Below are 13,185 nucleotides of genomic sequence, written 5' to 3' on the forward strand. Positions count from 1 at the left end.
TTCGACCGAACTCATCAACCGAGGTCTCCGAAATCGAGATCGTCCAGGGCCACCGAGGCTCCCGAGCCGGATCCGAAATCGTAGTCGAACGGGTCGTAGTTCATGGTGAACGCCGCTGCCTTGGCCTCTGCCGTCGGCTCCACACGCATGTTGCGGTAGCGCTCCAGTCCGGTACCGGCCGGGATGAGCTTACCGAGGATGACGTTCTCCTTGAGACCGACGAGGGTGTCGGTCTTGCCGTTGATCGCGGCATCGGTGAGCACCTTCGTCGTCTCCTGGAAGGACGCGGCCGACAGCCACGACTCGGTGGCCAGGGATGCCTTGGTGATGCCCATGAGCACCGGGCGGCCCTCGGCGGGACGACCACCCTCGGCGACGGCGGTACGGTTGGCAGCCTCATAGAGCGGACGGTCCGCCAGCTCACCGGGCATCATCGTCGTGTCGCCGGAGTCGATCACCGTGATACGGCGCAGCATCTGGCGAATGACGATCTCGATGTGCTTCTCGTGGATCGGGGCGCCCTGGGTGGCGTACACCTTCTGGACCTCACCGACCAGGTGCTCCTGGACCTTGCGCACACCCATGACGCGCAACACATCGTGGGGGTCGAGGGTACCGGCGGTGAGCTGCTGTCCAGCCTCCACCCGTGCACCATCGCGAATGACGACGTGCCGGCCACCGAAGTCGAACTCCAGACGTGCGCGACGTGGCAGGGTGTACTCCACATCCTCCTCACCGTCGTCACGCACGAGGATGAGCTTGCGCCGGGAGTCGGACTCCTCCAGACGAACGACACCGGAGGCCTCGGCGATCGGCGCCTTGCCCTTGGGGGAACGGGCCTCGAAGAGCTCGACGACACGCGGCAGCCCCTGGGTGATGTCGTCACCGGCCACACCACCGGTGTGGAAGGTACGCATCGTCAGCTGGGTACCGGGCTCACCAATCGACTGGGCGGCGATGATGCCCACGGCCTCACCGACGTCGACCAGCTTGCCGGTGGACAGCGACCGGCCGTAGCACCGGGCGCAGCACCCCTCGGGAGCGGCACAGGTCAGCACCGAACGCACCTTGATCTGGGTGATGCCAGCGGCGATGAGCCTGCGAATCTGCTCATCGCCCAGGTCGGAGTTGGCCTCCAGGACGACATTGCCATTGGCGTCGACGGCGTCGGCTGCCAGGCACCGGGCGTAGACCGCCGTCTCCAGGCCATCGGCCGGCACGAGGTTGCCCGAACCGTCGTCGACGGCAATCGTCTTGGGCATCCCGCGGGTGGTGCCACAGTCGTCGTCACGCACGATGACGTCCTGGGAGACGTCAACCAGACGACGGGTGAGGTAACCGGAGTCCGCGGTACGCAGAGCGGTGTCGGCCTGACCCTTTCGGCCACCGTGGGTGGAGATGAAGTACTCCAGCACCGTGAGGCCCTCACGGAAGTTCGACTTGATGGGTCGGGGAATGATGTCGCCCTTGGTGTCGGCCACCAGACCACGCATGGCGGCGATCTGACGCATCTGGGTCATGTTTCCACGGGCACCGGAGTGCACCATCATGTAGATGGGGTTGGTGCGGGTGAAGTTGGCCTCCATCGCCTCGGTGAGCTCGGCAGTGGCCTCCGTCCAGATCTGGATGAGGTCCTGACGCCGTTCCTCCTCTGTGACGGCACCACGCTCGTACTCCTTGTCGACCTTGGCAGCCCGCTTCTCGTAGCCCGCCAGGATCTGCGGCTTGGTCGGCGGGGTCTGCACGTCACCGATGGACACGGTCACACCGGACAGCGAGCCCCAGTCGTAGCCGATGTCCTTGAGGTTGTCGAGGATGTGGGCCACCTCGAGCTGGGTCATCCGCTCGGAGAGGTCGTTGACGATCTTGCCGATCTGCTTCTTGCCGACGAGATAGTCGACGTAGGGGTAGTCCTTGGGCAGCACCTCGTTGAAGATCGCCTGACCCAAGGTGGTGTCGAGCAGGATGGAGCCGTCCGGGCGCAGCTCCTTGCCCACCGGCGGAACCATGTCGTGGAAGCGCATCTTGATCTTGGCCCCCACCTCGAGTTCACCGAGATCGTGGGCCATGATCGCCTCGGACAGCGAGGTGAAGACTCGCCCCTCCCCCTTGCGGCCGTCCAGGGCCATCGTCAGGTAGTAGGCACCAATGATCATCTCGTGGCTGGGCAGGGCGACCGGTCGGCCGTCAGCCGGCTTGAGGATGTTGTTGGTCGAGAGCATGAGCACCCGAGCCTCGGCCTGGGCCTCGGCACTCAACGGCAGGTGGACGGCCATCTGGTCACCGTCGAAGTCGGCGTTGAAGGCCGAGCAGACCAGCGGGTGCAGCTGGATGGCCTTGCCCTCGATGAGCAGCGGCTCGAAGGCCTGGATGCCCAGACGGTGCAGCGTTGGTGCTCGGTTGAGCAGCACCGGGTGCTCCTTGATGACCTCTTCGAGGACGTCCCACACCACCGGGCGCTGACGCTCGACCATCCGCTTGGCGGACTTGACGTTCTGTGCGTGCTCGAGGTCGGCCAGACGCTTCATGACGAACGGCTTGAACAGCTCCAGGGCCATCGTCTTGGGCAGACCGCACTGGTGCATCTTGAGCTGCGGGCCGACGACGATGACCGAACGGCCGGAGTAGTCGACGCGCTTGCCGAGCAGGTTCTGACGGAACCGGCCCTGCTTGCCCTTGAGCATGTCGGACAGCGACTTCAGCGGACGGTTGCCCGGCCCGGAGACCGGGCGCCCGCGACGACCGTTGTCGAACAGCGAGTCCACGGCTTCCTGGAGCATGCGCTTCTCGTTATTGACGATGATCTCGGGGGCCCCGAGATCGAGCAGCCGCTTGAGACGGTTGTTGCGATTGATGACGCGACGGTAGAGGTCGTTGAGGTCGGAGGTGGCGAATCGGCCACCGTCCAGCTGGACCATCGGGCGCAGGTCCGGTGGAATCACCGGCACGCAGTCCAGCACCATGCCCGCCGGGGAGTTGCCGGAATCGAGGAAGGCCTGCACCACCTTGAGACGCTTGAGGGCACGAGTCTTCTTCTGACCGCGTCCGGTCTTGATGGTCTCACGCAGGCTCTCCGACTCGGCCTGCAGGTCGAAGTCGGCCAGCCGACGCTTGACGGCCTCGGCTCCCATGGAGCCCTCGAAGTACTTGCCGAACCGCGACCGCATCTCACGGTAGAGCACCTCGTCACCCTCGAGATCCTGGACCTTGAGGGTCTTGAACCGCTCCCAGACGGCGTCGAGACGGTCGATCTGGCGCTGACCGCGATGCTCGATCTGACGCAGCTCCTTCTCGGCACCGTCCTTGACCTTGCGGCGGGTGTCGGCCTTGGCCCCCTCGGCCTCCAGCTGAGCGAGATCCTCCTCGAGCTTTGCTCGACGAGCCTCCAGCTCGGAGTCGCGGCGCTGGGCCATGTGGGTCTTCTCGGCCTGCACCTTCGCCTCGAGGCTCGGCAGGTCGCGGTGACGGGCCTCCTCGTCGACCGCGGTGATCATGTAGGCCGCGAAGTAGATGACCTTCTCGAGGTCCTTGGGGGCGATGTCGAGCAGGTAGCCCAGCCGCGACGGCACACCCTTGAAGTACCAGATGTGGGTGACCGGGGCGGCCAGCTCGATGTGGCCCATGCGCTCACGACGCACATTGGAGCGAGTGACCTCCACGCCACACCGCTCACAGATGATGCCCTTGAAGCGCACGCGTTTGTACTTGCCGCAGTAGCACTCCCAGTCCTTGGTGGGCCCGAAGATCTTCTCGCAGAACAGACCGTCGCGCTCCGGCTTGAGGGTGCGGTAGTTGATGGTCTCGGGTTTCTTGACCTCGCCGTAGCTCCACTGGCGAATCTGGTCAGCGGTCGCCAGGCCGATCTGGAGGCGGTCGTAGTAGTTCGTGTCCAGCACGGTGTGTCTCTTTCCCCCACTGCCGGTGGGTGCTGGCTCCATCCCTGCCCAGGAGGAGTCCCAACTGGGGTTCGTGTGACGTCAGGGTGTCCAGGCCTGACGTCACCCCCTTCGTTTCAGTCGCAATTGCCGATTGATGAACTCGTCAGTCCGCCAGCGCGTTGTCGGCACCCGGACGACGTGACAGATCGATTCCCAGGTTCGACCGGGTGTCCTCGTCGGGCTCACGAAGATCGATCTCCTGGCCCTCGGAGTTGAGCACCTCGACGTTCAGGCACAGGGACTTCATCTCCTTGACGAGCACCTTGAACGACTCGGGAATGCCCGGCTCGGGGATGTTCTCGCCCTTGACGATCGCCTCGTAGACCTTGACACGTCCGGGCACGTCGTCGGACTTGATGGTGAGCAGTTCCTGCAGGGCCCAGGCGGCACCGTATGCCTCCATGGCCCACACCTCCATCTCACCGAAGCGCTGACCACCGAACTGGGCCTTACCACCCAACGGCTGCTGGGTGATCATGGAGTACGGACCGGTGGAACGGGCGTGAATCTTGTCGTCGACGAGGTGGTGCAGCTTGAGCATGTACATGTAGCCGACGCCGACCTCCTGGGGGAACGGCTCGCCGGTACGTCCGTCGAACAGCTGGGTCTTGCCCTCGGAGCTGATGAGCTTCTCGCCGTCCCGGTTGGGGCGTCCGTTGTCCAGCAGACCCTGGATCTCCTCCTCGGTGGCACCGTCGAAGACCGGGGTGGCCAGACGGGAGTCCGCGGGAACGTCCACCAGTCCGACCTCACGCAGCCGTTCGGCCCAGTCGCCTTCCGTCTGGGTGATGTCCCACCCGGAGTGGGCGATCCACCCCAGGTGCATCTCGAGCACCTGCCCGACGTTCATGCGCGAGGGCACACCCAACGGGTTGAGGATGATGTCGACCGGGGTGCCGTCGGCCAGGAAGGGCATGTCCTCCACGGGCAGCACCTTGGAGATGACACCCTTGTTGCCGTGGCGTCCGGCGAGCTTGTCACCGATCGTCACCTTGCGCTTCTGGGCGACGTACACGCGCACCATCTGGTTGACGCCGGGGGCGAGTTCGTCATCACCGTTCTCGGCATCGAAGATGCGTACTCCGATGACGACGCCCTCCTCGCCGTGCGGCACCTTGAGGGAAGTGTCGCGCACCTCACGGGCCTTCTCACCGAAGATGGCCCGCAGCAGACGCTCCTCGGGGGTGAGTTCGGTCTCGCCCTTGGGGGTCACCTTGCCGACGAGGATGTCGCCGGTGCCGACGTGGGCACCGATGCGCACGATGCCGTTCTCGTCGAGATTGGCGAGCATGTCCTCGGAGACGTTGGGAATGTCGCGAGTGATCTCCTCGGCACCCAGCTTGGTGTCGCGGGCATCGACCTCGTGCTCCTCGATGTGGATCGAGGTGAGGACGTCGTCGGAGACGATCCGCTGGGAGATGATGATGGCGTCCTCGTAGTTGAGGCCGTGCCACGGCATGAAGGCTGCCAGGACGTTGCGCCCCAGGGCCAACTCGCCATTGTCGGTGGACGGGCCGTCGGCCAGTGGGGTGCCAACCTCGACGCGCTGCCCCGCCTTGACGATCGGGCGCTGGTTGACGCAGGTTCCGGCATTGGAGCGGCGGAACTTGTCCAGGCGGTAGGTCTGGTAGGTGCCGTCGTCACAGGCGATGTCGATGAGGTCGGCAGAGACCGACAGCACGGATCCGGGCTTCTCGGCCAAGGTGACCTCGCCGCCGTCGACCGCGCAGTCGTACTCCATGCCGGTACCCACCAGCGGAGCCTGGGTACGGATGAGCGGCACTGCCTGACGCTGCATGTTGGCACCCATGAGGGCACGGGAGGCGTCGTCGTGCTCGAGGAACGGGATGAGGGCCGAACCGACCGACACCATCTGACGCGGGGAGACGTCCATGTAGTCGACCTCGTCGTTGGGCACCTCGTCGGCCTCACCATGACGCTTGCGCACCAGGACGCGGTCATTGGCGAAGTGTCCCTCATCGGTGAGCGAGGCGTTGGCCTGAGCGATGATGTAGCGGTCCTCCTCATCGGCGGTGAGGTAGTCGACGACGTCGGTCACCTTTCCGTCGATGACGCGGCGGTACGGGGTCTCGATGAACCCGAACGCATTGACGCGGGCGAAGGAGGCCAGCGAACCGATGAGGCCGATGTTCGGGCCCTCAGGGGTCTCGATCGGGCACATGCGCCCGTAGTGCGAGGGGTGGACGTCTCGCACCTCCATGCCGGCGCGGTCACGGGACAGACCGCCGGGCCCCAGGGCCGACAGACGACGACGGTGCGTCATCTCGGCCAACGGGTTGTTCTGGTCCATGAACTGCGAGAGCTGGGAGGTGCCGAAGAACTCCTTGATCGCAGCCGTCACCGGGCGGATGTTGATGAGGGTCTGCGGGGTGATCGCCTCGATGTCCTGGGTGGTCATGCGGTCTCGCACGACGCGCTCCATCCGTCCCAGACCGGTACGCAACTGGTTCTGGATGAGCTCACCGACGGTACGCAGACGACGGTTGCCGAAGTGGTCGATGTCATCGGCCTCGACGACGATGTCGTCATGGTCCTCGCGCGGCAGGGTCTCGGTGCCCTCGTGCAGGGCGCAGATGTAGTGGATGGCGGCGACGATGTCGTCGATGGTGAGCACCTGCTGGTCGAACGGCAGGGAGAGGCCGAGCTTCTTGTTGACCTTGTAGCGGCCCACCTTGGCCAGGTCGTAACGCTTGGAGTTGAAGTAGTAGTTCTCCAGCAGCTGCTGGGCAGCATCACGCGACGGCGGCTCGCCGGGACGCAGCTTCTTGTAGATGTCGAGCAGCGCCTGGTCCTGGGAGTCGACACCGTGGTCCTTCTCCAGGGTCTGACGGATCGACTCGTACTCACCGAACTCCTCAAGGATGCGCTCAGGGGTCCAGCCCAGCGCCTTGAGGAAGATGGTGACGTTTTGCTTGCGCTTGCGATCCAGACGCACGCCCACCGTGTCACGCTTGTCGATCTCGAACTCGAGCCAGGCGCCACGCGAGGGAATCACCTTGCAGCTGTAGATATCCTTGTCGGACGTCTTGTCGGCGTTGCGCTCGAAGTAGACGCCCGGGGAACGCACCAACTGGGAGACGACGACGCGCTCGGTGCCGCCGATGATGAAGGTGCCCTTGGGGGTCATGAGTGGGAAATCACCGATGAAGACGGTCTGCGACTTGATCTCGCCGGTCTCGTTGTTGGTGAACTCGGCCGTGACGAAGAGCGGCGCGGAGTACGTGCTGTCGCGATCCTTGCACTCGTCGAGGGTGTGCTTGGGATCTTCGAAGCGGTGGTCACGGAATGACAGCGACATCGTCTCCGAGTAGTCCTCGATGGGCGAAATCTCCTCGAAGATCTCCTCCAGCCCGGACTTCGTGTTGATGTCGGTGCGCCCTTGGGCAAGGGCCTCCTCGACGTGCGACTGCCATATCTCGTTGCCGACGAGCCAGTTGAATGACTCAACCTGCAGATCCAGCAGGTTCGGAACCTCGAGCGGCTCATGAATCTTCGCGAACGAGATTCGCCCGCTCTCTGGAGAGATGACGTTGGTGTTCTTCGACGCGGTGCGCGTGGCGGCCAATGTGCGGTCCTTCCGAGAACTCCTGGAAAACGGTCGGGGGATCGACCGTTTTGGGGCATGACGAACCGCCCATGTCAAATATGGGCAGAACGCTGGCTATGGTGCAAGGAAAAACTATACAACTATCTGCGGCAGGACACAAGCCATGCAACGGCACTGTGGCAGGATGACACTTTGCCCCATGCTCACAGGCCAGCGCAAGCATGACGCGCGAGAACCATCGGCCAAACCATGTCCAATGGCAGGGGCAACACCGTGATTCCCCGACCAACCTCACCGTCAGGCCACTGGAAGCTCAAGGTCATATGCCATGACGAAGGCACGGGCAAGAGCCTTCTCCTGATCCGGGGTGAGAAAACCAATGCTTCGGCCGAGCCGATCCACCGGGATCGTCAACACATTGTCCAGGGCAATCGCGGACTCATGGTCAAGACCGTTGGCCTTGCCGACGCGTACCTCGCTGCACAGCCCCTTGATGGTCGACGTGACTGGAGCAACGGTGACCTTGGTCATTGCCTGACGGGACACTTCACGGGTGAGGACGACAACGGGTCGAGTCCTGTCCATCCGAGCCAGACAGATCTCACGCATGATCATGACCCCATCTCCGGGTGCTCCACCGACCATGCCACAAGATCATCCAAATCATCTGCAGATCCGACCTCGGCGAGGATGGCTGCATCACGCATCGCCGCTTCACGACGCATCTCACGCTCCACCGCTCCAGCGATGATCTCAGCACGGCTGGCAACGCGCCCCTCGGACACACAGCGATCAAGGAAGGAGACCATCTCATCAGGAAGCCGAACCGAGATCTGTGTCGTCATGCGTCGCATCATACCAGACCGAATCCCCCACTGGGATTCACCGGCCTGGCCAGGTCGAACGTCTCGAGATCGCCACCCGACAGCGGTGTCCGCGCATGCAACAGCGGTGCCCACCATGAGGTGAGCACCGCTGGAACTGCTGAATCGGGGTCAGACCCAACTCACACGGTCACGCGAACGCGACGCTGGAGGCTCGCCACACCCGAATGAATCTGGGGGGGTGGCGAACCGATTCATCACTTGAGGGTGACGGTGGCGCCGGCGGCCTCGAGGGCCTCCTTGGCCTTCTCGGCGTCGTCCTTCTTGGCCTTCTCGAGAACCGGCTTGGGAGCGGACTCGACGAGGTCCTTGGCGTCCTTAAGGCCGAGGCTGGTCAGGGAGCGAACCTCCTTGATGACCTGGATCTTCTTGTCGCCGGCGGCCTCGAGAATGACGTCGAACTCGTCCTTCTCCTCCTCGGCGGCACCGGCCTCGCCACCGGCAGCCGGGGCACCGGCAGCAGCGGCGACAGCCACCGGAGCGGCGGCGGAGACGTCGAAGGTCTCCTCGAACTGCTTGACGAACTCGGAGAGCTCGATGAGGGTCATCTCCTTGAAGGCGTCAAGGAGCTCTTCGTTGCTGAGCTTTGCCATGATGGGCGTCCTTTCACTCGTTGGTGTTGTCCTGGGCGTCGGACGCCTCAGGGGTATTGGTGTCGGTCTCCTGGTTGGAAGCCTCTCCGGCTCCACCAATCACGGAGGGATCAGCCTGAGCCTTCTCCTGCAGGGCTCCCAGGCCACGAGCGGCCTTGGAGGGCAGGGCGTCGAAGACCACGGCGGCCTTCGTCAGGTTGGCCTTCAAGCCGCCGGCGAGCTTGGCGAGCAGAACCTCGCGAGACTCAAGATCGGCAAGCTTCTTGACGGCGTCGGCGTCGAGGATCTTTCCATCCATGACGCCACCCTTGATCACCAGGAGAGGGTTTTCCTTTGCGAAGTTCTTCAGACCCTTGGCGGCATCAGCCACATCGCCGTTGATGAAGGCCAGGGCGGTCGGGCCGACGAGTTGCTCGTCGAGTCCGTCGATACCAGCCTCGTGCACGGCGATACGGGTCAGGGTGTTCTTCACAACGGCATAGGTGGTCTCATTGCCGAGCGAGCGACGAAGGTCCTTCAGCTCACCGACCGAGAGACCGCGGTACTCGGTCAGCACCGTCGCCTGTGCTGAAGTGAACTTCTCCTTCAGCTCGGCGACCGCAGCTGCCTTGTCTGGCCTAGCCATTGGGTCTCCTCCCACTGTTTGCTACGACGTGCGACCGGTGGGCCGCACAGGTGCCGCGCGACCGTGGCCGTCGCAGTGCATTCGTCAGGCACCCGGGCATGAAAAAAGCCCCGAGGCGCAGGCGCAACGGGGCAACTCGACACGAATCCAGCGATCTGAACTCTCCGGAGTTGATACGTTCACCTACGCGGGCCACGACGTCGACGCGCGACATCGTGATTGACGAAAAACTCGACCAGCGGTCTTCGGCTCGTCTGAGTATAGGCCACGGCACGATCGGAACAAAATCTGTCAACACGTCGCCACCTGCTCCACGTCGTGGCAGTGGCCCCGGCGCAGGACCACCTCACCCCACACCATGCGCAATGACCGCAGCCCCGAAAGGGGCCACGGCCATTCATGTGTTCGCAAACTACGTCAGGGACGTGGAGGCGTCAGTTGGCAACCTTGACGTCGGCAGGATCGATCTGCACGCTCGGCCCCATGGTCGAGGAGACGGCGATCTTGCGCAGGTAACGCCCCTTGGCGGCCGACGGCTTGAGACGCAGGATCTCGTCGAGGGCGGCACGGTAGTTCTCCACCAGCTTGTCGGCGTCGAAGGAGGCCTTGCCGATGAGGAAGTGCAGGTTGGCGTACCGGTCCACACGGAACTCGATCTTGCCGCCCTTGATGTCTGCGACGGCCTTGGCGACGTCCATGGTCACGGTGCCGGTCTTGGGGTTCGGCATGAGGCCACGGGGACCGAGGACGCGGCCGAGACGACCGACCTTGCCCATCATGTCCGGGGTTGCCACGACGGAGTCGAAGTCCAAGTACCCGCCCTGGACCTTGGCGATGAGCTCGTCGTCACCGACCTCATCGGCGCCCGCCTCGCGGGCTGCATCGGCCTTCTCACCGGTGGCGAAGACGAGGACCCGAGCCGTCTTACCAGTGCCGTTGGGGAGGTTGACAGTGCCACGAACCATCTGGTCGGCCTTCTTGGGGTCGACCCCGAGACGGACCGCGACATCGATGGACTCGTCGAACTTCGCCGACGCGTTCTCCTTGACCAGGCGGAGTGCCTCGTCAGGGCTGTAGAGCTGATCCGGGTTTCGCTTCTCGGCGGCTGCCCGGTAAGCCTTGCTGCGCTTCATGTCTGGTTCCTTTCACCAGGAGTGGTGTGGGCTGCGCGGCCCCTCCACTTGAGTTGATCTCGAGAAAACGGTGCAGGTGCGAAGGCTCAGCCCTCGACCGTCACACCCATCGAGCGAGCGGTGCCCTCAACGATCTTCATCGCGGTCTCGACGCTGTTGGCGTTGAGGTCGGGCATCTTGGTGTTGGCGATCTCGCGAACCTGGTCGCGGCTGATCTTGCCCACCTTGTGGGTCAGCGGGTTCTCGGTCCCCTTCTTGATCCCGGCAGCCTTCTTGATGAGCTCGGCAGCCGGCGGGGTCTTGAGGATGAACGTGAACGAGCGGTCCTCGTAGATGGTGATCTCAACGGGGACGACGTTGCCGCGCTGACCCTCGGTCTGCGCGTTGTACGCCTTGCAAAACTCCATGATGTTGACGCCGGTGGGGCCCAGGGCCGTACCAACTGGCGGAGCAGGAGTTGCCTGTCCAGCGTTGAGGACGATCTTGACGAGAGACGCCACCTTCTTCTTGGGAGCCATGTAATCGGGTCCTTCTCGTGACGGAGTGTCGGCCACACCGGGAGTGGTGGGGCCGATGCGTCCAGCGGCATGACGAACCGCCTGCTCGGCTCGTGACGAACGATCCGAACGAGGACGCACTGGCCCATGATACGCAAATTCCCCTGCAGAACCCAATTGGGCTGCAGGGGAACGACGCCACCGCCAGTTCAACGGCGGTGGACCCTCACTTCACATCAGGAGCGGGATGAACTTGCCGAAGCTGGTGCAGTGCGCCAGCCGATCAGTCCTTGCGAATCTGGTTGAACTCCAGATCGACCGGGGTGGACCGACCCAGGATCTCCACCGACGCCTTGACCCGCTGGCTGTTGACGTTGATCTCGTCGATGACGGCCGGGACGCCGGCAAAGGGACCCTCGATGATCTGCACCGACTCGCCCACCTCGTAATCGGCAACCTCAACCTTGCGCTTGGCCTTGGGCGAGGGTGCCTGGCCTGCCATGTCATGGTTCACCTGGGCGATGACCGATGGCGTGAGCATCTTGACGACCTCGTCCTGGGTGAGCGGGATGGGATCCATGGCATTGCCGACGAATCCGGTCACCGACGGGGTGTGTCGCACGGTGCCCCACGACTCCTCGGTGAGGTCCATCCGCACCAGGACGTAACCGGGCATGAACACGCGGGTGATGGTCTTGCGAACTCCATTGCGGATCTCGACCACCTCTTCGGTGGGGACGACCGTCTCGTAGATGTAGTCCTCCATGTTGAAGTTCTGCACTCGGGCGTCGAGATTCTGCTTCACCTTGTTCTCCATGCCGGAGTAGGTGTGCAGTACGTACCACTGGCCGAACTTCATGTCGAGGTCATCGCGCAGCTTGGCCACGGCCTCGTCGACGGCATCCTGATTGTCCGCCGACTGCTCCTCCTCACCGGCGGAATCCTGCTGCTCGTCATCGGCGTCCTGGCCCAGACCGAGGTTGCGGGCGATGTCGGAATCGCCGAGCTTCTCCTCGCTGGACTCCTCCTTGGAGTCGGCGTCGAAGTCGAGGTTCAGCGGGGCCTCATCGGTATGCTCGTCATCCTTGTCAGGAGCGAGGGCATCGAGATTGAGGTCCACGTCGTCGTCATGGGACTCCTCAGGTGCCAGAGCATCGAGGTTGAGTTCGATGTCATCGCCTGCAGTGGAGTCGGAAACATTTGGGGTGTCACTCACCGTGATAATTCTCCATTGCTGTTGATCACTGGCCAAACAGTTTAATCAGAAGCCAGCCGAAGAGGACGTCCAAGCCACTAACATAGGCAATGACGACCAGCACGAAGACCAGGACGACGACGAAGTACTGTCCCAGATCCTGACTGCTGAGCCACTTGACCTTCTTGAGCTCCGCGACGGACTGCTTGCAGAACTCGATCGGGTTGGCGCGCTTGTGCTCGTCGTTCTTGGCTGCCTGCGCCTTCTTGCGACGCACCGGAGCGGTGGTCATCGTGCGCTGCGGGGCATCGGTCCCCTTGGCGGAGGTGCGAGACCGCCGCGCAGTCTTCAAATCCTTGGCCCCGTTCGAGGAGTCCGCGCCGGAACGGTCGGATCGCCTGGCAGCGCCTCGGCGTGGCGAATCGGAGCCAGCAGAACTCTTGGCCCCGTCCCGCCGCTGCGGCCGGCTCGAGCGGGCCCGACGGGCAACCGCCTCGGCCTCACTCAGCTGCTGGGGATCATCGACGACCATGTCCTCGGGATCACCACGATCCGGGGTGGAATCCACCTCGTCGCTGGCGTTCGTGAGCTCCTCAGCTTCATCGTCGACGACCGTGTAATCCTCACCCGGTGCCTCACCAGCATGGGCAAGATCTTCGCCCCGGGCGTCAGTTCCGTACTCGGGAGAGGTGTTCACCTCGTCTCCGTCAGGTCGCTGCTCGTGTCTCACGCTGGTCCTATCGGCTCGGGAT

At 63.6% G+C, this 13,185-nt stretch carries 10 protein-coding genes; all 10 read right to left on the reverse strand.

Translation table 11 applies throughout. The annotated features are described in order from the left end of the window. Nucleotides 1-14: 14 nt before the first annotated feature. The 10 genes from CKV91_RS00270 to secE all read right to left on the reverse strand — a co-directional run bounded on the left by CKV91_RS00270 (nucleotide 15) and on the right by secE (nucleotide 13,163). Nucleotides 15-3,896: a DNA-directed RNA polymerase subunit beta' gene (locus CKV91_RS00270; protein ID WP_036903281.1), complete on the reverse strand. Its 3,882-nt coding sequence runs from the start codon at nucleotides 3,894-3,896 to the stop codon at nucleotides 15-17. 145 nt (nucleotides 3,897-4,041) lie between these two features. Continuing rightward, the gene (gene rpoB, locus CKV91_RS00275; RefSeq protein WP_021105015.1) at nucleotides 4,042-7,524 is read right to left on the reverse strand and encodes a DNA-directed RNA polymerase subunit beta; all 3,483 of its coding nucleotides are present in this window, start codon (nucleotides 7,522-7,524) and stop codon (nucleotides 4,042-4,044) included. A gap of 279 nt (nucleotides 7,525-7,803) precedes the next feature. Then, the gene (locus CKV91_RS00280; RefSeq protein ID WP_231933760.1) at nucleotides 7,804-8,121 is read right to left on the reverse strand and encodes a type II toxin-antitoxin system PemK/MazF family toxin; all 318 of its coding nucleotides are present in this window, start codon (nucleotides 8,119-8,121) and stop codon (nucleotides 7,804-7,806) included. After that, a complete protein-coding gene (locus tag CKV91_RS00285; protein ID WP_021104869.1) occupies nucleotides 8,118-8,351 on the reverse strand; it encodes a ribbon-helix-helix domain-containing protein in 234 nt (77 codons plus the stop codon). Before CKV91_RS00285 ends, CKV91_RS00280 begins: the two co-directional genes overlap by 4 nt. Nucleotides 8,352-8,587: 236 nt before the next feature. Further along, nucleotides 8,588-8,983: a 50S ribosomal protein L7/L12 gene (rplL, locus tag CKV91_RS00290; protein ID WP_023034352.1), complete on the reverse strand. Its 396-nt coding sequence runs from the start codon at nucleotides 8,981-8,983 to the stop codon at nucleotides 8,588-8,590. Between the two features lie 13 nt (nucleotides 8,984-8,996). Continuing rightward, on the reverse strand, nucleotides 8,997-9,608 hold the full coding sequence (gene rplJ / locus CKV91_RS00295) for a 50S ribosomal protein L10 (RefSeq protein ID WP_021105018.1): 612 nt from the start codon (nucleotides 9,606-9,608) through the stop codon (nucleotides 8,997-8,999). Between the two features lie 434 nt (nucleotides 9,609-10,042). Beyond that, nucleotides 10,043-10,741 (reverse strand): 50S ribosomal protein L1, encoded by a 699-nt coding sequence (gene rplA / locus CKV91_RS00300; protein ID WP_021104866.1) that lies wholly within the window; start codon nucleotides 10,739-10,741, stop codon nucleotides 10,043-10,045. 86 nt (nucleotides 10,742-10,827) lie between these two features. After that, entirely contained in the window at nucleotides 10,828-11,259 is a 432-nt protein-coding gene (gene rplK / locus CKV91_RS00305; RefSeq protein WP_065860437.1) for a 50S ribosomal protein L11, read from the reverse strand. A gap of 262 nt (nucleotides 11,260-11,521) precedes the next feature. Further along, nucleotides 11,522-12,454 carry a transcription termination/antitermination protein NusG gene (gene nusG, locus CKV91_RS00310; RefSeq protein ID WP_065860436.1) on the reverse strand — a complete coding sequence of 311 codons (933 nt, stop codon included), beginning with the start codon at nucleotides 12,452-12,454 and terminating at the stop codon, nucleotides 11,522-11,524. Between the two features lie 25 nt (nucleotides 12,455-12,479). Further along, complete coding sequence (gene secE, locus CKV91_RS09615) at nucleotides 12,480-13,163, reverse strand: preprotein translocase subunit SecE (RefSeq protein ID WP_021104863.1); 684 nt, start codon at nucleotides 13,161-13,163, stop codon at nucleotides 12,480-12,482. Nucleotides 13,164-13,185: the final 22 nt, after the last annotated feature.

Origin of the sequence: Cutibacterium granulosum, from assembly GCF_900186975.1 — a bacterium.
GTDB classification, from domain to species: Bacteria; Actinomycetota; Actinomycetes; order Propionibacteriales; family Propionibacteriaceae; genus Cutibacterium; species Cutibacterium granulosum.